Origin of the sequence: Stenotrophomonas sp. PS02297 (assembly GCF_029959705.1) — a bacterium.
GTDB classification, from domain to species: Bacteria; Pseudomonadota; Gammaproteobacteria; order Xanthomonadales; family Xanthomonadaceae; genus Stenotrophomonas; species Stenotrophomonas nitritireducens.
Map to the genome: position 1 here is coordinate 77,804 of NZ_JASCOS010000002.1, position 19,962 is coordinate 97,765.

The window sequence follows — 19,962 nt, forward strand, 5'->3', positions numbered from 1 at the left end:
TGGCGGCGGCGATGGCCTTCAGCCGGTCACGGCCCGGCCACCATGCCCCTGCGGTGGGCCTTGAAGCGGTTGAAGAAAGGCGCGATCAACGGGCTGTAACTGCTGGCGATGCGTTTGCGCAGCCACTTCGCCGGGCGGTTGCGGATGGCGAAGCGGTAGATGTGCTCCGGATCGCCGCCGACGAGGTTGCGGCCGAACGGGTGGGTGGTGTGCAGATGGCGGAAGCCGAGCTCGCGCGCGATCCGCACGTAGTCCTCGTCGAAATCGCCATAGGGCCAGCACAGGGTGTCGGAAGCTTCGCCCAGTTCCCTGCGCAGTTCTTCGCGTGCCCGGACCAGGTCGTCGCGGATGCCCGCGCATTTCTCCTCGCGGCTGATCTCCCGGCGCAGCCAGCGGGTATGCGAATGGGTGTGGCAGTGCATCTCGAACGTGCCGGCGGCGATGGCCGCGCGCGCTTCGCTCCAGCGCATCATCACTTCGTCGGCGCGGCCCTGGTTGAAGATCGCATCCTCGCAGCCGCGGTGGTCCGGCGTGACGGGCAGCGGCGCATCCGCTTGGCCCGCGTGCGGACGCACGTCGCCCTGGCCCATCCAGCCGGTGACCAGGAACACCACCGCGTGCATGCCGTACTTCTGCAGGATGGGGTGGGCATGCACCCAGTTGTCCAGGTAGCCGTCGTCGAAGGTGATGAGGATGGATTTGCGCGGCACCGGCGCGCCGGCCAGGAAGCCGGCGTACTGCTGCATGGTCAGCGAGGTCCAGCCATCGGCGGCCAGCCAGGCGATCTGGCTTTCAAAGTTTTCCGGGGAGACCGTGATCATGCCCGGCGACGGGCTGACGTGGTGGTGCATCAGCACCGGTACCGACTTGGCGTGGGCCATGTCCCAATTCCTCGAGCCACTGGTGGTAATGATGTTCGGTGGCTTCGCAATGCCCGGCCACGGTGAAGCGGTGTTCCTGATGCAGCCATTCCCGGCCGGCCCGGCCCATCTTCCGCCGCAGTTCGCCCGAGGTGGCCAGTGTACGCAGTGCGGTGGTCAATGCGGCCTGGTCGCCGAGTTCGACGAGCAGCGCATTGACCTGCTCGACCAGCATTTCCGGGATGCCGCCCACGCGCGTGGCCACGATCGGCACGCCGGCCTCGGCGGCCTCAAGGAACACGGTTCCCGCGGCTTCCTTGTGGCTGGGCAGGGCGAATACATCGAACCCGGCCATCAGGCGCGCGGCATCGTTGCGGTAGCCGGGCAGGTGGATCTGGCGCTCGATCCCGTACTGCGCGCTCGACGCCTTCAGCCGCGACATGACGGGCTCGCCGTCGCCGATGATGAGCAGGTGCAGTCTCGGGTTTTCCCGGCACAGCGGCGCGATCGCATCGAGCAGGTCGAGGTGGCCCTTGGGCTCGCGCAGCACGGCCACGCAGCCGACGACCACATCGTCGTCGTCGAAGCCGAATTCGTCGCGGACCTCGGCGCGCAGCCGTTGCAGTTCCTGCCAGGAGCGTTGCATCGGCTCCTCGCCGGTGGCCTGCGGCGATTGCGCCATGGGCGGCACCACGCCGATCCGGCCGGGGGCGATGCCGCGTTCCTGCAGCAGGCGCTTGACGAACTGGCTGACGGTGATGATCCGGTGCGGCAGCCAGGTATAGGTCAGCAGCGAGTGCACCGGACTCATCAGGTGGCGCGAGCGCACCACCAGCGGGGCGCCCGCCAGGCGCGCGCCGGCCGCGGCGATCAGCGCGTCGCGGCGGCTGGTGACGTTGACCACGTCGTAGCGGTGCGTGCGTACCAGGTCGCGTACCGCGGGGATGCCGCGCAGCAGCCGGGGCAGGCCGCCCATCTCCAGCGTATGTACGACGAAGCCATGGCTGCGGGCCGCTTCGGCCAGGCGGGCGCCGGGCTGGCACAGCAGCGAGAGATCGTGGCCGCGGGCGCGCATGGCCAGCAGGTGGCGGAGCAGGTAGATCTCCTGCCCGCCCATGCCGCGGGCGGCTTCGGTATGCAGGATCTTCAGCGGGCGGTCCGCCAGGGATGCGGGTTCCATACGGAGTAGGCGCGGAGTTGGAGGGGCGGGAGGTGCGTCGCCGGTCCAGTACCGGCCCGGGTTGAGGGGATTGTATCTTTTTGTATCAGTGTATCCACGGTCGGCCGCCGGGGCGATCTGTCACAATGCTCAGACGGGCGACAGGTGCTGCCGGCCCGCATATCCACGACAAGCCTCCATGACAAGCCAGGAACCGCTGTGAGCAAGATCCCAACCCTCGACATCACCCGCTTCGACAGCGACCGCGAGGCCTTCGTGGCCGAGCTGGGCGCGGCCTATCGCCAGTGGGGGTTCGCGGGCATCCGCAACCATGGCATCCCGCAGGCCGACATCGACGCGGCCTACGATGCCTTCAAGGCCTTCTTCGCCCTGCCCGAAGAGGTCAAGCGCAAATACCACGTGGCCGGCGGGGGCGGCGCCCGCGGCTATACCCCGTTCGGCGTGGAGACCGCCAAGGGCTCCAAGCACTTCGACCTGAAGGAGTTCTGGCACATCGGCCGCGAGATCTCGGACGATTCGAAGTACCGCGAGGTGATGCCGCCGAACCTGTGGCCGACCGAGGTCGAGGGTTTCCGCGAGCGCGGCTACGGCCTGTACCAGGCGCTGGACAACCTGGGCTCGCGGGTGCTGTCCGCCCTGGCCCTGCATATCGGACTGCCGCAGGACTACTTCGCCGACAAGACCAACAACGGCAACTCGATCCTGCGCCCGATCCACTATCCTCCGATCACCACCGACGACATTCCGAACGTGCGCGCCGGCGCCCATGGCGACATCAACTTCATCACCCTGCTGGTCGGGGCCAGCGCGGCCGGGCTGGAAGTGCAGTCGCACGAAGGCGAGTGGGTGCCGTTCACCTCGGACGCGGACACCATCGTGGTCAACATCGGCGACATGCTGCAGCGCCTGACCAACCATGTGTATCCGTCGACCATCCATCGCGTGGTCAATCCCCCGGGCGAACTGGCCCGGCAGCCGCGCTATTCGGTGCCGTTCTTCCTGCACCCGAACCCGGATTTCCTGATCGACGTGCTGCCGTCGTGCATCACCCCGGACAATCCGAGCCGCTACCCGGAGCCGATCACCGCCCATGGCTTCCTCGAGGAGCGCCTGCGCGAGATCAAGCTGAAGTAAGCGCACGAAGGCCGCCGCGAGGCGGCCTTCCTTCTGGCGCTGGCCGCCGGCCGGCCGCCGCGCATTTCCCCGCCTCCATGCCGATGGCGGCCAGTACTGCCGGTTGCGGGTGGGGCGCATCCGTCCTGTCCCGTGTTGTCTGCCGGTTGTCCTGTGGCTGTCCGTAGTGGGCTATCCTTCGCCCACTTTTCATTGGGAGTCGCTCCTGAATGCGCCGCAAGATCGTTGCCGGTAACTGGAAGCTGCATGGCAGCCGTCAATTCGCCACTGGACTGGTGGGGCAGGTCGCTGCCGGCCTGCCGTTGGAGGGGGTCGAGCTGGTGATCCTGCCGCCGCTGCCCTACCTGGGGGATCTGGTCGAGGACTTCGAGGACACCGCCCTGGCGTTCGGCTCGCAGGACGTCAGCTGCAACGAGAAGGGCGCCTACACCGGCGAGGTGTCGGCCGCCATGCTGGTGGACGTGGGGGCCGCCTACGGGCTGGTGGGCCATTCCGAGCGCCGCCAGTACCATCACGAAAGCAGCGAGCTGGTCGCGCGCAAGTTCGTGGCGGCGGCCAATGCCGGCCTGGTTCCGGTCTTGTGCGTCGGTGAGACGCTGGAGCAGCGCGAGGCCGGGCAGACCGAGCATGTCATCGCCGCGCAGCTGGCGCCGGTACTGGAGCTGGCCGGGGTCCAGGCCTTTGCCGGGGCGGTGGTCGCCTACGAGCCGGTCTGGGCCATCGGCACCGGCCGTACCGCCAGCCCGGAGCAGGCGCAGGCCGTGCATGCCTTCATCCGTGGCGTAGTCGCCGGGCGCGATGCTAGAATCGCTGATTCGCTGCCGATCCTGTATGGCGGCAGCGTCAAGCCCGACAATGCTGCAGAGCTGTTCGCACAGCCTGACGTCGATGGCGGGCTGGTAGGCGGCGCTTCGCTGGTGGCGGCAGATTTCCTGGCCATCGCGAGGGCGGCAGCCGGTCGCTAACGGTGGAATTGTCCGGGACGGATTTCAAATGCTGATGTTGATCCTCAATGTGGTCTATGTGCTGGTGGCGGTCGCGATGATCGCGCTGATCCTGATGCAGCGCGGCTCCGGCGCGGCCGCGGGCTCGGGTTTCGGTGCCGGCGCATCGGGTACGGTGTTCGGCGCGCGCGGCGCGTCCAACTTCCTGTCCAAGTCCACCAAGTGGCTGGCCGTGGTGTTCTTCGGCATCAGCCTGTTCATGGCCTGGTATGCCTCCCATGGTTCGCGCCCCGCCGAACAGGGGCTGGGCGTGATGTCCCAGGTGCAGGCGCCTGCCGCTCCAGCGGGCGAGCTGCAGTCCGTTCCGCAGGCCGCGGCCGCGGGCGAAGTGCCGCAGGCGACGCCTGCCGCAAATAATCCGGCGCAGGGCGAAGAAAAGCCCGCCGAGGGCTCGCATAAAGACTGAAGACGGTTACAATACGCGCCGCACTGCGAAGCCGGTGCGCTGACGTAAGTAAGCCCAGGTGGCGGAATTGGTAGACGCACTACCTTGAGGTGGTAGCGACGCAAGTCGTAGGGGTTCGAGTCCCCTCTTGGGCACCATGAGTTTGTTATGCGGGTTATGCGGGATGCGGCAGCTCCCGCCGTGGCAAGTCCCGTCAATCCCCATGCGCGGGCGCCTGCAGGTGTCCGGGCAGAGGCAAGAGAGAATCGCTGTGCTGGCCGAATATTTGCCGTCCCTGCTGTTTCTGATCGTCGCCAGCGGCATCGGCGTCGCCCTGATGCTGATCGGTCGTTTCCTTGGCCCCCGCAGCCCTGACGAGCAGAAACTGTCGCCGTACGAGTGCGGCTTCGAGGCGTTCGAGAACGCGCGCATGAAATTCGATGTGCGCTATTACCTCATCGCCATCCAGTTCATCGTCTTTGACCTGGAAATCATCTTCATCGTGCCCTGGACCCAGGTCTTCATGGAGCTGGGCGCGCGTTCGCTCGTCACCATGGGCCTGTTCGTGGGCATGCTGTTCCTCGGCTTTATCTACGTGTGGAAGAAGGGAGCGCTGGAATGGGAGTGATTCAGACTCTCGATGGCCTGATGAACAATCCGATCCCGGAAGGGCGGGTTGACGACATCCTCCGGCCCGAAGGCGACAACCCGCTGCTCGAGAAGGGCTACGTCACCACCAGCGTCGACGCCCTGCTGAACTGGGCGCGCACCGGCTCGATGTGGCCGATGACCTTCGGCCTGGCCTGCTGCGCCGTGGAGATGATGCACGCCGGCGCCTCGCGCCTGGACCTGGACCGCTACGGCGTGGTATTCCGCCCGTCGCCGCGCCAGTCCGACGTGATGATCGTCGCCGGCACCCTGGTCAACAAGATGGCCCCGGCGCTGCGCAAGGTCTACGACCAGATGCCCGACCCGAAGTGGGTCATCTCGATGGGCAGCTGCGCCAACGGCGGCGGCTATTACCACTATTCGTATGCGGTCGTGCGCGGCTGCGATCGCGTGGTGCCGGTGGACGTCTACGTCCCGGGCTGCCCGCCGACCGCCGAGGCGCTGGTGTACGGCATCCTGCAGCTGCAGAAGAAGATCTGGCGCACCCAGACCATCGCACGCTGATCCCCTTTCAAGTCAAGAGCACGCCAGCCCCCATGGCCCAGCAAGCACCTTCACTCATCGACCGACTTCGCGCGCGTTTCGCCGGTGCGCAGGTCTCCGTGGTCGAACCGCGCGGCGAAGTGACGCTGGAGGTTCCGTCGGCCGACTGGCATGCCGTCGCCGTCGCCCTGCGCGACGAGTTCGGCTTCGAACACGCCACCGACCTGTGCGGAGTCGACTACCTCGGCTTCGGCAGCGACGAGTGGGATACGGCCGACGTTTCCTCGCAGGGCTTCAGCCGCGGCGTGGAAGGCAAGGGCGCCGGCCGCTTCGCCTGGGGCGAATTCCCCAGCCACGAAACCGCCGAAGGCGCTCAGCCGGACGCGCTGCCGAAGCAGCGCTTCGCCGTCGTCGTGCAGTTGCGTTCCTACCAGCACAACCAGCTGCTGCGCATGCGCTGCTTCGCGCCGAGCGAGGCGCTGCCGGTGGTGGCGTCGCTCACCGGCGTGTGGCCGGGCCTGAACTGGTTCGAGCGCGAGGCGTTCGACCTGTACGGCGTGATCTTCGAAGGCCACCCGGACCTGCGCCGGATCCTGACCGACTACGGTTTCGTCGGTCATCCGTTCCGCAAGGACTTCCCGCTGATCGGCAACGTCGAAGTGCGTTACGACGAAGAAAAGAAGCGCGTGGTCTATGAGCCGGTGACGTCGGTCGAGCCGCGCGTGGGCGTGCCGCGCGTGATCCGCGACGACGCCCGCTTCGAGACCGCCGAAGGCGAGCGCGCGCAGACGGAGGCAAGCAAGTGAGTGAGTTCCATCAGGCCTCTGAGGCCTTCGCCAGCAATCCCGCCGAAGGCAGGCAGGAGATCCGCAACTACACCATGAACTTCGGCCCGCAGCACCCGGCCGCGCATGGCGTGCTGCGCCTGATCCTGGAGATGGACGGCGAGACCATCATGCGCGCCGACCCGCACGTGGGTCTGCTGCATCGCGCTACCGAGAAGCTGGCCGAGTCCAAGCCGTTCAACCAGTCGATCGGCTACATGGACCGCCTGGATTACTGCTCGATGATGTGCAACGAGCATGCCTACGTCCGCGCCATCGAGACCCTGGCGGGCATCGAGGTGCCGGAGCGTGCGCAGTACATCCGCACGATGTTCGACGAGATCACCCGCATCCTGAACCACCTGATGTGGCTGGGTTCGAACGGGCTCGACCTCGGCGCGATGGCGGTGATGCTGTATGCGTTCCGCGAGCGCGAGGAGCTGATGGACTGCTACGAGGCGGTGTCCGGCGCGCGCATGCACGCGGCCTACTACCGCCCGGGCGGCGTGTACCGCGACCTGCCGGACACGATGCCGAAATACAAGGAGTCGCGCTGGCACAAGGGCAATGCGCTCAAGCGCCTGAACGCCGCCCGCGAAGGCTCGATGCTGGACTTCCTGGAGAACTTCACCAACGAGTTCCCGGCGCGCGTCGACGAGTACGAGACCCTGCTGACCGACAACCGCATCTGGAAGCAGCGCACCGTCGGCATCGGCGTGATCACCCCGGAGCACGCCCTGGCATGGGGCATGACCGGCGTCATGCTGCGCGGCTCGGGCATCGCCTGGGACCTGCGCAAGAAGCAGCCGTACGCCAAGTACGACGCGGTCGATTTCGACATCCCGCTGGGCACCGGCGGCGACTGCTACGACCGTTACCTGGTCCGTATCGCCGAGATGCGCCAGTCCAACCACATCATCAAGCAGTGCGTGCAGTGGCTGAAGGCCAATCCTGGCCCGGTCATGGTCCGCAATTTCAAGGTCGCCCCTCCCAAGCGTGCGGAGATGAAGGACGACATGGAAGCGCTGATCCACCACTTCAAGCTGTTCAGCGAAGGCTACTGCGTGCCGGCCGGCGAAACCTATGCCGCGGTCGAGGCGCCGAAGGGCGAGTTCGGCTGCTACCTGGTGTCCGACGGCGCCAACAAGCCGTTCCGCGCGCACCTGCGCGCGCCCGGCTTCGCCCACCTGTCCTCGCTGGATTCGATCGTGCGCGGCCACATGCTGTCGGACGTGGTGGCGATGATCGGCACCTACGATCTCGTGTTCGGCGAGGTCGACCGGTAATGCCGGGCAAGCGCACAACGCCCGGTGCCAGCGCGGCCATGCTGCTGCAGGCATCGGTTTCCCAGGATCTGCTATTGGTTGAGGTCGGCCGATGAAGGCGACAGGTAATTTCGAGGCGGCGCGCGACGTCGACCCGATGGTGGTGTTGAGCGACAAGACGCGCGCTCACATCGATCACTGGCTGACGAAGTTCCCGCCGGAGCGCAAGCGCTCGGCGGTGCTGCAGGGCCTGCACGCCGCGCAGGAGCAGAACCAGGGCTGGCTGAGCGACGAGCTGATCGCCGCGGTGGCCAGGTACCTCGACCTGCCGTTCGTGTGGGCCTACGAGGTCGCCAGCTTCTACTCGATGTTCGAGACCGAGAAGGTCGGCCGCAACAACGTCGCCATCTGCACCAACATCAGCTGCTGGCTCAATGGCGCCGACGACATCGTGCGCCACTGCGAGAAGAAGCTGGGCATCAAGCACGGCGAATCGACCCCGGACGGCCGCGTCTACCTCAAGCGCGAGGAAGAGTGCCTGGCCGGTTGCGCGGGCGCGCCGATGATGGTCATCAACGGTCACTACCATGAGCGCCTGACGCTGGACGAGGTCGACGCGCTGCTGGACGGGCTGGAGTAAGGCATGGCACACCACGAATCCAGGGGCCCGGTCGGTCCGGCGCCGCTTCCGCACAACGTGGTCTACACCACGCTGCACTACGACACCCCGTGGTCGTACGAGAATTACCTCAAGACCGGCGGTTACGCCGCGCTGCGCAAGATCCTCGAGGAGAAGATCGCGCCGGCCGACGTGATCGAGATGGTCAAGCAGTCCGGCCTGCGCGGCCGCGGCGGCGCGGGCTTCCCGACCGGCCTGAAGTGGTCCTTCATGCCCAAGGATGCGCCGCAGAAGTACATCCTGTGCAACTCGGACGAATCCGAGCCGGGCACCTGCAAGGACCGCGACATCCTGCGCTACAACCCGCACTCGGTGGTCGAGGGCATGGCGATCGCCTGCTACGCCACCGGTTCGACCGTGGGCTACAACTACCTGCGCGGCGAGTTCCACCACGAGCCGTTCGAGCACTTCGAGCAGGCCCTGGCCGATGCCTACAAGCATGGCTGGCTGGGCAAGAACGTGCTGGGCAGCGGCGTGGATATCGACATCTACGGCGCGCTGGGCGCCGGCGCCTACATCTGCGGCGAAGAGACCGCGCTGATGGAGTCGCTGGAAGGCAAGAAGGGCCAGCCGCGCTACAAGCCGCCGTTCCCGGCCAATTTCGGCCTGTACGGCAAGCCGTCGACGATCAACAATACCGAGACCTATGGCTCGGTGCCGGCGATCATCCGCAACGGCCCGGAGTGGTTCAAGGGCCTGAGCAAGACCGCCAATGGCGGCCCGAAGTGCTTCTCCGTGTCCGGCTGCGTGCAGAAGGGCGGCAACTTCGAAGTGCCGCTGGGCACGACTTTCGACGAACTGCTGGAAATGGCCGGTGGCCTGCGTCCGGGCCGTACGCTGAAGGCGGCGATTCCGGGCGGCGTGTCGATGCCGGTGCTGACCGCCGAGCAGCTCAAGGGCCTGCCGATGGATTACGACACCATCCGCGCGCTGGGCTCCGGCTTGGGTTCGGGTGCGATCGTGGTGCTGGACGACAGCGTGTGCTGCGTCAAGTTCGCCTGCCGCATCAGCCAGTTCTTCCACAAGGAATCCTGCGGCCAGTGCACGCCGTGCCGTGAGGGCACCGGCTGGATGCATCGCGTGCTGGAGCGCATCGTCGCCGGCAAGGCGACGATGGAAGACCTGCACCAGCTGCGCACCGTCGCCGGCCAGATCGAAGGCCACACCATCTGCGCCTTCGGCGAAGCGGCGGCATGGCCGATCCAGGGGTTCCTGCGCCAGTTCTGGGACGAATTCGAGTACTACATCGTCAACGGTCATTCGAAAGTTGACGGCAAGAAGGTGGAGGCTGCTGCCGCATGAGCGCGCAACCCATGAACCCTAGCGAGGCGCCGGTGGTGCCGGAAGGACACGTCACCATCGAGATCGATGGGCAGACGATGTTCGCGCCCAAGGGGTCGATGATCATCCAGGCCGCCGACAAGGCCGGCATCCCGATTCCGCGCTTCTGCTACCACGAGAAGCTGCCGATCGCGGCCAACTGCCGCATGTGCCTGGTCGACGTCGAGAAGTCGCCCAAGCCGTCGCCGGCCTGCGCCACGCCGGTCATGGACGGCATGAAGATCCAGACCCGCAACGAGAAGGCGCTCAAGTACCAGCGCTCGGTCATGGAATTCCTGCTGATCAACCATCCGCTGGACTGCCCGATCTGCGACCAGGGCGGCGAGTGCGAGCTGCAGGACGTGTCGCTGGGCTACGGCCGTTCGGTCAGCCGCTTCAACGAGCGCAAGCGCGTGGTGGCCGACGAGGACATGGGGCCGCTGGTCGCCACCGAGATGACCCGCTGCATCCAGTGCACCCGCTGCGTGCGCTTCACCGCGGAGATCGCCGGCACCTATGAGCTGGGCGGCATGTACCGCGGCGAAAACCTGCAGATCGGCACCTATGACGGCAAGCCGCTGACCACCGAGCTTTCGGGCAACGTGATCGACGTGTGCCCGGTCGGCGCGCTGACCAACAAGGTGTTCCAGTTCCGGGCCCGCCCGTGGGAACTGACCGCGCGCGAGTCGCTGGGCTACCACGACGCGATGGGCTCGAACCTGTTCCTGCACGTGCGCCGCGGCGAAGTGCTGCGCGTGGTGCCGCGCGACAACGAGCTGGTCAACGAGTGCTGGCTGTCCGACCGCGACCGTTATTCGCACCAGGGCCTGTATGCCGCCGACCGCGCGGTCAAGCCGCTGCAGAAGGTCAACGGCGAGTGGAAGGAAGTGAGCTGGGCCGAAGGTCTGGCCGCCGCCCGCGAGATCCTCGACGGCAACCGTGGCGATGACCTCGGCGTGCTGGTGCACCCGTCCACCTCGAACGAGGAGGGTGCGCTGCTGGCCCGCCTGGCCACCGGCCTGGGCTCGAACAACCTCGACCACCGCATCGACAACCGCGACTTCTCCGACGCCGCGACCGCCGAGGTGTTCGGCGCTTCGCTGGCCGACATCGAGAACGCCGACCGCATCGTCCTGCTGGGCAGCAACATCCGCCACGAACTGCCGCTGCTGCATGCGCGCCTGCGCAAGGCGCAGACCCAGAAGGGGGCGCAGATCTTCGCGGTCAATCCGGTCGATTTCGATTTCGCATTCGCGCTGGCCGGCAAGCAGATCGTCGCGCCGTCGACGTTCGTCCAGGCGCTGGGCGATGCCGGGCTGCGCGAGGCGGTGAAGGCCGGTGGCAACGCCGTCGTCATCGTCGGCGCGATCGCCGAGAACCATCCGCAGGCGGCCGCGATCCGCGCTGCCGCGCGCGATTTCGCCGCGGCCACCGGCGCGAAGCTGTGCCGCATCCCGCAGGGCGCCAATGCCATCGGCCTGTCCCGCGCCGGCGTGCTGCCGGCCGGCAAGGATGTCGCCGCGATGCTGGCGCAGCCGCGCAAGGCCTACGTGCTGTACGGCATCGAGCCGGGCCTGGACTTCGCCGACGGCGCCGCCGCGCGCAAGGCGCTGGCCGGTGCCAAGGTGGTGGCGTTCAGCCAGTTCGCCTGCGCCTCGACCCGCGACGTGGCTGACGTGATCCTGCCGATCGGCGCGCTGCCGGAAATCGATGCGACCCTGACCAACCTCGATGGCCGCGACCAGCAGGCCCGTGCCGGCGGCAAGCTGCCGGGCGAGGCCCGCGAGGGCTGGCGCGTGCTGCGCGCCCTGGGTGGCGACCTGCAGCTGACCGGCTTCGGCTTCACCGATCTGGCGGGCCTGCGTGCCGGCCTGCAGCCGGTGCAGGTGAGCGTGGCTGCCTCGGCGCAGCCGCAGCTGGCGGGCGAGGGCCTGGAAGTGGCTTCGACCCCGGCGATCTACCGCACCGATGCGGTGGTGCGTCGCGCCGAAGCGCTGCAGGCACATCCGCTGAACAACGCGCCGCGCATCGTGCTCAACGTCGATGACGCCGCACGGCTGCAGCTGGTGGAAGGGCAGATGGCCAAGGTCGGCACCGACGCCGGCAAGGCGACCCTGCCGGTCGTGGTCGACGCGCGCGTCGCCGCCGGTACGGTCTGGATTGAATCGGGCCACGGCGCCACCGCGCCGCTGGGTGCCGCTCGGGTAACGGTGGTGGCTGCATGAACGAGTTGCTGTTGAACGCGGTCGACCCGCTGCACCAGTGGTTCCTGACGCTGGGCGACATCGGCATCGTGCTGTGGACGGTGCTGAAGATCCTGGTCATCGCCATGCCGATCATCGTATCGGTGGCGTTCTACGTGCTGTGGGAGCGCAAGCTGATCGGCTGGATGCACGTGCGTCACGGGCCGATGTACGTCGGCCTGGGCGGCCTGCTGCAGGCCTTTGCCGACGTGACCAAGCTGCTGTTCAAGGAAATCGTGCAGCCGGCCAACGCGCACCGGACGATCTACGTGCTGGCGCCGCTGATCGTGTTGGCACCGTCGTTCGCCGCCTGGTCGGTGGTGCCGTTCGATTACAAGCTGGTGCTGTCCAACGCCAACGTCGGCCTGCTGTACCTGCTGGCGATGACCTCGCTGGGCATCTACGGCGTGATCCTGGCCGGCTGGGCGTCGAACTCCAAGTACGCCTTCCTTGGCGCGATGCGCTCTGCCGCGCAGATGGTCAGTTACGAAATCGCGATGGGCTTCGCCCTGGTCGGCGTGATGATCGCCGCCGGCAGCCTGAACCTGAGCGAGATCGTGCTGGCGCAGAAGGGCAGTTCCGGCCTGTTCGACTGGTTCCTGCTGCCGCTGCTGCCGCTGTTCGTCGTGTACTGGGTGTCCGGCGTGGCCGAGACCAACCGCGCGCCGTTCGACGTGGTCGAGGGCGAGTCGGAAATCGTCGCCGGCCACATGGTCGAGTACTCCGGCGGTGCGTTCGCGCTGTTCTTCCTGGCCGAATACGCCAACATGATCCTGATCAGCTTCCTGATCTCGATCTTCTTCATGGGCGGCTGGCTGAGCCCGATCCAGGGCTGGGTGACGGCGGACGTGTCGCCGTGGGTCAACTGGATCTGGAACGGCGGCTGGCCGTGGCTGCTGGCCAAGGTGTTCTTCTTCGCCAGTTCGTACATCTGGTTCCGCGCCACGTTCCCGCGCTTCCGCTACGACCAGATCATGCGCCTGGGCTGGAAGGTGTTCATCCCGCTGACCATCGCGTGGATCGCGGTGACCGCATTGCTCGTGTTCTACGGCGTGATCCAGAGAGGCGTTTGATTCATGAAAAAGATCACCCACTATTTCAAGAGCCTGCTGCTGCTGGAGCTGGTCTCCGGCATGTGGCTGACGCTGAAGTACGCGTTCAAGCCCAAGTACACCGTGCTGTACCCGATGGAGAAGTTCCCGCAGTCGCCGCGCTTCCGCGGCCTGCACGCGCTGCGCCGCTACCCGAACGGCGAGGAACGCTGCATCGCCTGCAAGCTGTGCGAGGCGGTGTGCCCGGCGTTGGCCATCACCATCGATTCGGCCAAGCGCGAGGACGGCACCCGCCGCACCACGCGCTACGACATCGACCTGTTCAAGTGCATCTTCTGCGGTTTCTGCGAGGAGAGCTGCCCGGTGGACTCGATCGTGGAAACCCACATCCTCGAGTACCACTTCGAGAACCGTGGCGAGAACATCGTCACCAAGCCGCAGCTGCTGGCCATCGGTGATCGGCTGGAAGCCGAGATCGCCGAACGCCGTGCCGCCGACGCCGCCTTCCGCTGAGGACCGAAAGATGGATTGGGTAAATATCGCTTTCTGGTTCTTCTCGATCGTGGCGGGGCTTTCGGCCCTGTCGGTGATCAGCGTGCGTAACCCGGTGTATGCCGTGTTGTGCCTGATCCTGACCTTCTTCTCCATCGCCTGCGTGTGGCTGCTGGTCGGCGCCGAGTTCCTCGGCGTCACCCTGGTGCTGGTGTACGTCGGCGCGGTGATGGTGCTGTTCCTGTTCGTGGTGATGATGCTCGACGTGGAAACCGCCAGCCTGCGCGAAGGCTGGGTGCGCTACCTGCCGGTCGGACTGGTCGTCGCGGTGGTGATGCTGGTTCAGATGCTGACCCTGATCGGCATCAAGGCGCGCATGGCCGTGCCGTTCCCGGCCGACAACGCGGCCGCCGTCGCCGCCGACAACTCCAATGTCACCTGGCTGGCGCGCAGCCTGTTCACCGAATACCTGCTGCCGTTCGAGTTCGCCGCGGTGATCCTGACCGTGGCGGTGATCGCCGCGGTGATGCTGACCCTGCGCCGCCGTACCGGCGTGAAGACGCAGAATCCGTCCGAGCAGACCCGCGTCCGCGCCAGCGACCGCCTGCGCATCGTGAAGATGGCGGCCGAGAAGCCGGTCGCGCTGACCGATACCAAGCACAACGAAGGCGGCGAGGAGGCCAAGCCATGATTTCCCTGGGCCACATGCTCGCTCTTGGCGCGGTGATGTTCTGCATCTCCGTCGCCGGCATCTTCCTCAACCGCAAGAACATCATCGTGCTGTTGATGTCGGTCGAGTTGATGCTGCTGTCGGTGAACATCAACTTCGTCGCCTTCTCGCGTCAGCTCGGCGATACCGCCGGCCAGCTGTTCGTGTTCTTCATCCTGACCGTGGCCGCGGCGGAAGCCGCCATCGGCCTCGCGATCCTGGTGACCCTGTTCCGTACCCGCCACACCATCAACGTGGGCGAAGTCGATTCGTTGAAGGGCTGACCCACAGATGGAAATCACTCTCTCCAAGAGCCTGTTGATCGCAGTGGTGCTGGCACCGCTGCTCGGCAGCGTCATCGCCGGCCTGTTCGGTCGCCAGGTGGGGCGCAAGGGCGCCCAGTACGCCACCATCCTCGGCGTGGCGGTCAGCTGCGCGCTGTCGATGCACACCCTGTACCAGTTGCTGTGGGGCGGGGCGCAGCCGTTCAACCAGAACCTCTATACCTTCTTCGAAGTCGGCCAGTATTCGGCGCACGTCGGCTTCATGGTCGACCGCCTGACCGCGATGATGATGGTGGTGGTGACCTTCGTGTCGCTGCTGGTGCATGTCTACTCGATCGGCTACATGGCCGACGATGACGGCTACCAGCGCTTCTTCAGCTACATCTCGCTGTTCACCTTCTCCATGCTCACCCTGGTGATGAGCAACAACTTCCTGCAGCTGTTCTTCGGCTGGGAAGCGGTGGGCCTGGTGTCGTACCTGCTGATCGGCTTCTACTTCAAGAAGCCGAGCGCGATCTTCGCCAACATGAAGGCCTTCCTGGTCAACCGCGTGGGCGACTTCGGCTTCCTGCTGGGCATCGCCGGCGTGCTGTGGGTGTTCGGCACCCTGGACTACGCGACCGTGTTCGCCAACGCGCCGCTGCTGAATGATCCGAACGCGCTGATCCAGGTGTGGTCCGGTTCGATCAACCTGTTCGGCCACCCGGTGCAGGTGCTGGGCGAGCCGGTGATCTGGTCGATCGCCACGCTGATCTGCATCTGCCTGTTCATCGGCGCGATGGGCAAGTCGGCGCAGGTGCCGCTGCACGTGTGGCTGCCGGACTCGATGGAAGGCCCGACCCCGATCTCGGCGCTGATCCACGCCGCGACGATGGTGACCGCCGGCATCTTCATGGTCACCCGCATGTCGCCGCTGTTCGAGCTGTCGCAGACGGCGCTCAACTTCATCCTGTTCATCGGTGCGACCACGGCCTTCTTCACCGGCCTGATCGGCATCGTGCAGAACGACATCAAGCGCGTTGTTGCCTACTCGACGCTGTCGCAGCTGGGCTACATGACCGTGGCGCTGGGCGTGTCCGCCTACTCGGGTGCGGTGTTCCACCTGATGACCCATGCCTTCTTCAAGGCGCTGCTGTTCCTCGGCGCCGGCTCGGTCATCATCGGCATGCACCACGAGCAGAACATGATGAAGATGGGTGGCCTGCGCAAGTACATGCCGATCACCCACATCACCATGTGGATCGGCACCCTGGCCCTGGTCGGCACGCCGTTCTTCTCCGGTTTCTACTCGAAGGACACCATCATCGAGGCGGCCGAGCTGCATGCCCACGCGTCCGACAGCTGGGTGGCCACCTACGGCTACTGGGCGGTGCTGGGCGGCGTGATCGTCACCAGCTTCTACAGCTTCCGCCTGCTGTTCCTGACGTTCTTCGGCAAGGAGCGCTTCCGCGACGCGCACGAGGACCACGGCCATGACGCGCACCACCATGACGAGCATCATGGCCATGGCGCGCACGAGCCGCACGAATCGCCCTGGGTGGTGACCCTGCCGCTGGTCCTGCTGGCGATCCCGTCGATCCTCATCGGCTTCTTCACCGCCGGTCCGATGCTGTTCGGCACCGACTGGGCCGGTCATGCCAGCGGCAACGGCATCCCGGGGCAGGTGATGTCCTTCTTCACCGGCATCGTCGACTTCTACGACCCGGCGCGCGACACCATCGCCGAAGTGGGCAAGGAAGGCTGGCATGGCGCCGTGCAGTTCGCGCTGCATGGCCTGACCGCGCCTGCATTCATCCTGACAGTCGCCGGTTTCGTCCTGGCCTGGGTGTTCTACATCTGGAAGCCGGAACTGGCCGGCCGGTCCCGCAAGGCCCTTGCGCCGGTGGTTTCGGTGCTGGAGAACAAGTACGGCTTCGACAAGCTGTGGATCGAAGGTTTCGCCGGCGGCAGCGTCAAACTCGGCAAGGCCGCGCGCGCCGTGGACAGCAACGTGGTCGATGGGGTGGTGAACGGTGCGGCCCGCGTGGTCGAGCTGGCCGCCAACCTGCTGCGCCGCACCCAATCCGGTTTCCTCTACCACTACGCCTTCGTGATGATCATCGGCCTGATTGCCCTGCTGGGCCTGCTGATGCATTTCTGGCGTTGACCTGTACGGAATAAGAAGACGTGTCGAACTGGCCCCTACTCAGTATCCTCATCTGGCTGCCGATCCTCGGCGGTGCGTTGATTCTTGCCGTGCGCAACGCCCAGGCCGCCCGTTGGGCGTCCCTGGCGGTGGCACTGCTCACCTTCCTGTTGAGCCTCGGCCTGCTCGCCGGCTACGACCGCACCGCCGCCGAGGTGATGCAGTTCGTCGAGCAGCACCCGTGGATCCCGGCCTACGGCATCGGCTACAACCTGGCCGTCGACGGCATCGCCATCGCGCTGGTGCTGCTGACCACCCTGGTGGGCGTGCTGGCGCTGATCGGTGCCTGGGGTGTGATCGACAAGCGCGTGAACCAGTACGTGGCCGCCTTCCTGATCCTGGAAGGCGTGACGGTGGGCATCTTCGCCGCCACCGACGCGATGCTGTTCTACGTGTTCTTCGAAGCCATGCTGATCCCGATGTTCCTGATCATCGGCGTCTGGGGCGGGCCGCGCCGCATCTACGCGGCGATCAAGTTCTTCCTCTATACCTTCCTCGGCTCGGTGCTGATGCTGGTGGCGCTGATCTACCTGTACATCAAGGGCGGCAGCTTCCAGCTGGCCGACCTGTACCAGCTGCAGCTGTCGGGCAGGGAGCAGACCTGGATATTCTTCGCGTTCCTGATCGCCTTCGCGGTCAAGGTGCCGATGTTCCCGGTGCACACCTGGCTGCCGGACGCGCACGTGGAAGCGCCGACCGCCGGTTCGGTGATCCTGGCTGCGATCGCGCTGAAGATCGGTGGCTACGGTTTCCTGCGCTTCAACCTGCCGATCGTGCCGGACGCCAGCAGCGAATGGGCCTGGCTGGTGATCGCGCTGTCGCTGGTGGCGGTGATCTACGTCGGCCTGGTGGCGCTGGTGCAGGACGACATGAAGAAGCTGGTGGCCTACTCCTCGGTCGCGCACATGGGCTTCGTCACCCTGGGTACCTTCACCGCCCTGTGGCTGGTGCGCGAGGCCGGCAATGCCGACGCCGCGCGCCTGGGCCTGCAGGGTGCGATGGTGCAGATGATCTCGCACGGCTTCGTGTCCGGCGCGATGTTCTCCTGCATCGGCGTGCTCTACGACCGCCTGCATACCCGACGCATCGCCGACTACGGCGGCGTGGTCAACGTGATGCCCTGGTTCGCCGCCTTCGCGCTGCTGTTCTTCATGGCCAACTCCGGCCTGCCGGGCACCAGCGGTTTCGTCGGCGAGTTCATGGTGGTGCTGGCCAGCTTCCAGTGGGAGCCGCTGGTGGCGCTGGGCGCGGCCACCACGCTGATCATCGGCGCGGCCTATTCGCTTTGGCTGTACAAGCGCGTGTTCTTCGGCGAAGTGGGCAACGCCCACGTGGCCGAGATGAAGGACATCAACGGACGCGAATGGCTGGTGCTGGGCGTGTTCGCCGTCGGTACGCTGGCGCTGGGCGTGTATCCGCGGCCGCTGACCGAACTGATGGAGCCCTCCATCGCCAAGCTGGCGATGCAGATCGCATCGAGCAAGCTGCTGTAAGCGGCCCCGTCGAGAGTATTGATTCCAGGATTTGATGATGACAACGCCGACGCTACTGCCGTTGACCGCCGCCGACCTCCCGCCGCTGCTGCCCGAACTGGTGGTGATCGGCGGAGCTTTCGCCCTGCTGATCCTCGACCTGTTCATCAGCAACCGCCACAAAGTCTGGACCCACTTCCTGTCGGTCGCCATCCTCGCTGTCGCCTTCGCGCTGCTGCTTGGCGGCGTGGGCGGGCAGGGCGAGGTGTTCCATGGCATGTTCATCCGCGACAACGCCGCCGACATCATGAAGACCGTGGTGGTGCTGGTCAGCGGCCTGACCCTGGTCTATGGCTGGAGCTACCTGCGCGAGCGCAGCCTGTACCAGGGCGAGATCGCGGTACTGGTCCTGTTCGCCACCGCGGGCATGATGATCCTGGTCTCGGCCGGCAGCCTGCTGATGGTCTACCTGGGGCTGGAACTGCTGGCGCTGTGTTCCTATGCGCTGGTGGCAAGCAACCGCGAGAACAAGCTGGCCGCGGAAGCGGGCATGAAGTACATCGTGCTCGGCTCGCTGGCCTCGGGCCTGCTGCTGTACGGCATGTCGCTGATCTATGGCGCCACCGGCTCGCTGCACCTGGACGTGATCCATGCCGCCGCCGCGCACTCGGACGAGCGCATGCTGCTGCTGACCGGCGCGGTGTTCATGGTCGCCGGCGTCGCCTTCAAGCTCGGCGCCGCGCCGTTCCACATGTGGCTGCCGGACGTCTACCAGGGCGCCCCGGCGCCGATCGCGCTGTTCATCAGCTCGGCACCGAAGCTGGCCGCGTTCGGCATGGCCTATCGCCTGCTGGAAGCCGGCGTCGGCCCGCTGTCGACCGAACTGCAGTACGTGCTGGCCGGTCTGTCGGCGCTGTCGCTGGTGGTCGGCAACCTGATGGCCATCGCCCAGACCAACCTCAAGCGCATGCTGGCCTATTCGACCGTCTCGCACATCGGCTTCCTGCTGATGGGCGTGGCCGGCGGCGGCGCGGCGGGCTACTCGGCGGCGATGTTCTATGCCGTGGCCTACGCGATCATGTCCACCGCGGCCTTCGGCGTGATCATCGCCCTGTCGCGTGCCGGTTTCGAGGCCGAGAGCATCGACGACTTCAAGGGCCTGAACGCGCGCAACCCGTGGATGGCCGGCCTGATGCTGTGCGCCATGTTCTCGCTGGCCGGCATCCCGCCGTTCCTGGGCTTCTGGGCCAAGCTGGCGGTGCTGGGCGCCGCGGTCAACGGTGGCCTGCTGTGGCTGGTGATCCTGGGCGTGATCAGCGCGGTGGTGGGCTGCTTCTACTACCTGCGCGTGGTCAAGGTCATGTATTTCGACGAGCCGGTGGGCGAGCCGCTGCCGCGCAACAACGACCGCATCCTGGGCATCGTGCTGGGCGTGAACTGCGTGGCGTTGCTGGTGCTGCCGGTGGCCTTGGGGCCGCTGCTGGCCTGGATGCGCAACGCATTTGCACATTTGTCGTAAAAAACGATACAAAACGGCGAGATTCATGTAATATGCGCGCCCTGAGTTGATGGCGACGCCGGCAAGCCAGCGTCGCCGGACCATCGCAAGATGGTCGACCGGAACGGGATCGTTCCGGGTTTCGGCGGAACCCCCGGGTTTCCTGAAACAATGAAGTAAAAAAGACTTGCGGTAACGGTCCAATTACTTCATAATTCCGCTTC

General features: G+C 66.1%; 19 protein-coding genes and 1 tRNA gene. 18 read left to right on the top strand and 2 right to left on the bottom strand.

The window, feature by feature from the left end; translation table 11 throughout:
* Positions 1 to 26: 26 nt before the first annotated feature.
* Entirely contained in the window at positions 27 to 881 is an 855-nt protein-coding gene (locus QMX80_RS00935; RefSeq protein WP_282274656.1) for a polysaccharide deacetylase family protein, read from the bottom strand.
* Entirely contained in the window at positions 793 to 2,040 is a 1,248-nt protein-coding gene (locus QMX80_RS00940; protein ID WP_282274657.1) for a glycosyltransferase family 4 protein, read from the bottom strand. Before QMX80_RS00940 ends, QMX80_RS00935 begins: the two co-directional genes overlap by 89 nt.
* Before the next feature lie 198 nt (positions 2,041 to 2,238).
* Here QMX80_RS00940 and QMX80_RS00945 point away from each other — a divergent pair, with 198 nt between their 5' ends.
* From QMX80_RS00945 to nuoN, 18 genes are all read left to right on the top strand, one after another.
* Positions 2,239 to 3,174, top strand: a complete 936-nt coding sequence (locus tag QMX80_RS00945; RefSeq protein ID WP_282274658.1) for a 2-oxoglutarate and iron-dependent oxygenase domain-containing protein — start codon at positions 2,239 to 2,241, stop codon at positions 3,172 to 3,174.
* 209 nt (positions 3,175 to 3,383) lie between these two features.
* On the top strand, positions 3,384 to 4,139 hold the full coding sequence (gene tpiA, locus QMX80_RS00950) for a triose-phosphate isomerase (RefSeq protein ID WP_282274659.1): 756 nt from the start codon (positions 3,384 to 3,386) through the stop codon (positions 4,137 to 4,139).
* A 28-nt stretch (positions 4,140 to 4,167) separates the two neighbouring features.
* Positions 4,168 to 4,584, top strand: coding sequence for a preprotein translocase subunit SecG (gene secG, locus QMX80_RS00955; RefSeq protein ID WP_055769781.1), 417 nt, complete (start codon positions 4,168 to 4,170; stop codon positions 4,582 to 4,584).
* 52 nt (positions 4,585 to 4,636) lie between these two features.
* Positions 4,637 to 4,721: transfer RNA gene (locus tag QMX80_RS00960), tRNA-Leu, on the top strand.
* A 113-nt stretch (positions 4,722 to 4,834) separates the two neighbouring features.
* Positions 4,835 to 5,191, top strand: coding sequence for an NADH-quinone oxidoreductase subunit A (locus tag QMX80_RS00965; protein WP_055769779.1), 357 nt, complete (start codon positions 4,835 to 4,837; stop codon positions 5,189 to 5,191).
* Complete coding sequence (locus QMX80_RS00970; protein WP_054664850.1) at positions 5,182 to 5,736, top strand: NADH-quinone oxidoreductase subunit B; 555 nt, start codon at positions 5,182 to 5,184, stop codon at positions 5,734 to 5,736. Before QMX80_RS00965 ends, QMX80_RS00970 begins: the two co-directional genes overlap by 10 nt.
* Positions 5,737 to 5,768: 32 nt before the next feature.
* The gene (locus QMX80_RS00975; RefSeq protein WP_055769778.1) at positions 5,769 to 6,521 is read left to right on the top strand and encodes an NADH-quinone oxidoreductase subunit C; all 753 of its coding nucleotides are present in this window, start codon (positions 5,769 to 5,771) and stop codon (positions 6,519 to 6,521) included.
* Positions 6,518 to 7,825, top strand: coding sequence for an NADH-quinone oxidoreductase subunit D (locus tag QMX80_RS00980; RefSeq protein ID WP_055769776.1), 1,308 nt, complete (start codon positions 6,518 to 6,520; stop codon positions 7,823 to 7,825). Before QMX80_RS00975 ends, QMX80_RS00980 begins: the two co-directional genes overlap by 4 nt.
* A gap of 91 nt (positions 7,826 to 7,916) precedes the next feature.
* Entirely contained in the window at positions 7,917 to 8,444 is a 528-nt protein-coding gene (gene nuoE / locus QMX80_RS00985; RefSeq protein ID WP_282274660.1) for an NADH-quinone oxidoreductase subunit NuoE, read from the top strand.
* Positions 8,445 to 8,447: 3 nt separating this feature from the next.
* Positions 8,448 to 9,785: an NADH-quinone oxidoreductase subunit NuoF gene (gene nuoF / locus QMX80_RS00990; RefSeq protein ID WP_055769773.1), complete on the top strand. Its 1,338-nt coding sequence runs from the start codon at positions 8,448 to 8,450 to the stop codon at positions 9,783 to 9,785.
* Positions 9,782 to 12,028: an NADH-quinone oxidoreductase subunit NuoG gene (nuoG, locus tag QMX80_RS00995; protein ID WP_282274661.1), complete on the top strand. Its 2,247-nt coding sequence runs from the start codon at positions 9,782 to 9,784 to the stop codon at positions 12,026 to 12,028. The genes nuoF and nuoG overlap by 4 nt, the downstream gene beginning before the upstream one ends.
* The gene (nuoH, locus tag QMX80_RS01000; protein WP_055769769.1) at positions 12,025 to 13,119 is read left to right on the top strand and encodes an NADH-quinone oxidoreductase subunit NuoH; all 1,095 of its coding nucleotides are present in this window, start codon (positions 12,025 to 12,027) and stop codon (positions 13,117 to 13,119) included. Before nuoG ends, nuoH begins: the two co-directional genes overlap by 4 nt.
* A gap of 3 nt (positions 13,120 to 13,122) precedes the next feature.
* Positions 13,123 to 13,611, top strand: a complete 489-nt coding sequence (gene nuoI / locus QMX80_RS01005; protein ID WP_055769766.1) for an NADH-quinone oxidoreductase subunit NuoI — start codon at positions 13,123 to 13,125, stop codon at positions 13,609 to 13,611.
* Between the two features lie 10 nt (positions 13,612 to 13,621).
* A complete protein-coding gene (locus tag QMX80_RS01010) occupies positions 13,622 to 14,281 on the top strand; it encodes an NADH-quinone oxidoreductase subunit J (RefSeq protein ID WP_273080011.1) in 660 nt (219 codons plus the stop codon).
* Positions 14,278 to 14,583 carry an NADH-quinone oxidoreductase subunit NuoK gene (gene nuoK / locus QMX80_RS01015; RefSeq protein WP_055769762.1) on the top strand — a complete coding sequence of 102 codons (306 nt, stop codon included), beginning with the start codon at positions 14,278 to 14,280 and terminating at the stop codon, positions 14,581 to 14,583. Before QMX80_RS01010 ends, nuoK begins: the two co-directional genes overlap by 4 nt.
* Positions 14,584 to 14,590: 7 nt before the next feature.
* On the top strand, positions 14,591 to 16,729 hold the full coding sequence (gene nuoL / locus QMX80_RS01020) for an NADH-quinone oxidoreductase subunit L (RefSeq protein ID WP_055769761.1): 2,139 nt from the start codon (positions 14,591 to 14,593) through the stop codon (positions 16,727 to 16,729).
* Between the two features lie 20 nt (positions 16,730 to 16,749).
* A complete protein-coding gene (locus QMX80_RS01025) occupies positions 16,750 to 18,261 on the top strand; it encodes an NADH-quinone oxidoreductase subunit M (protein ID WP_055769759.1) in 1,512 nt (503 codons plus the stop codon).
* Positions 18,262 to 18,298: 37 nt separating this feature from the next.
* Positions 18,299 to 19,759, top strand: coding sequence for an NADH-quinone oxidoreductase subunit NuoN (gene nuoN, locus QMX80_RS01030; protein WP_273080009.1), 1,461 nt, complete (start codon positions 18,299 to 18,301; stop codon positions 19,757 to 19,759).
* Positions 19,760 to 19,962: the final 203 nt, after the last annotated feature.

Coding starts and splice junctions, on each gene's coding strand:
- QMX80_RS00935 (WP_282274656.1), bottom strand. CDS start 881: ATGGCCCACGCCAAGTCGGTACCGGTGCTGATGCACCACCACGTCAGC.
- QMX80_RS00940 (WP_282274657.1), bottom strand. CDS start 2,040: ATGGAACCCGCATCCCTGGCGGACCGCCCGCTGAAGATCCTGCATACC.
- tpiA (WP_282274659.1), top strand. CDS start 3,384: ATGCGCCGCAAGATCGTTGCCGGTAACTGGAAGCTGCATGGCAGCCGT.
- secG (WP_055769781.1), top strand. CDS start 4,168: ATGCTGATGTTGATCCTCAATGTGGTCTATGTGCTGGTGGCGGTCGCG.
- QMX80_RS00970 (WP_054664850.1), top strand. CDS start 5,182: ATGGGAGTGATTCAGACTCTCGATGGCCTGATGAACAATCCGATCCCG.
- QMX80_RS00975 (WP_055769778.1), top strand. CDS start 5,769: ATGGCCCAGCAAGCACCTTCACTCATCGACCGACTTCGCGCGCGTTTC.
- nuoE (WP_282274660.1), top strand. CDS start 7,917: ATGAAGGCGACAGGTAATTTCGAGGCGGCGCGCGACGTCGACCCGATG.
- nuoF (WP_055769773.1), top strand. CDS start 8,448: ATGGCACACCACGAATCCAGGGGCCCGGTCGGTCCGGCGCCGCTTCCG.
- nuoG (WP_282274661.1), top strand. CDS start 9,782: ATGAGCGCGCAACCCATGAACCCTAGCGAGGCGCCGGTGGTGCCGGAA.
- nuoH (WP_055769769.1), top strand. CDS start 12,025: ATGAACGAGTTGCTGTTGAACGCGGTCGACCCGCTGCACCAGTGGTTC.
- nuoI (WP_055769766.1), top strand. CDS start 13,123: ATGAAAAAGATCACCCACTATTTCAAGAGCCTGCTGCTGCTGGAGCTG.
- QMX80_RS01010 (WP_273080011.1), top strand. CDS start 13,622: ATGGATTGGGTAAATATCGCTTTCTGGTTCTTCTCGATCGTGGCGGGG.
- nuoK (WP_055769762.1), top strand. CDS start 14,278: ATGATTTCCCTGGGCCACATGCTCGCTCTTGGCGCGGTGATGTTCTGC.
- nuoL (WP_055769761.1), top strand. CDS start 14,591: ATGGAAATCACTCTCTCCAAGAGCCTGTTGATCGCAGTGGTGCTGGCA.
- nuoN (WP_273080009.1), top strand. CDS start 18,299: ATGACAACGCCGACGCTACTGCCGTTGACCGCCGCCGACCTCCCGCCG.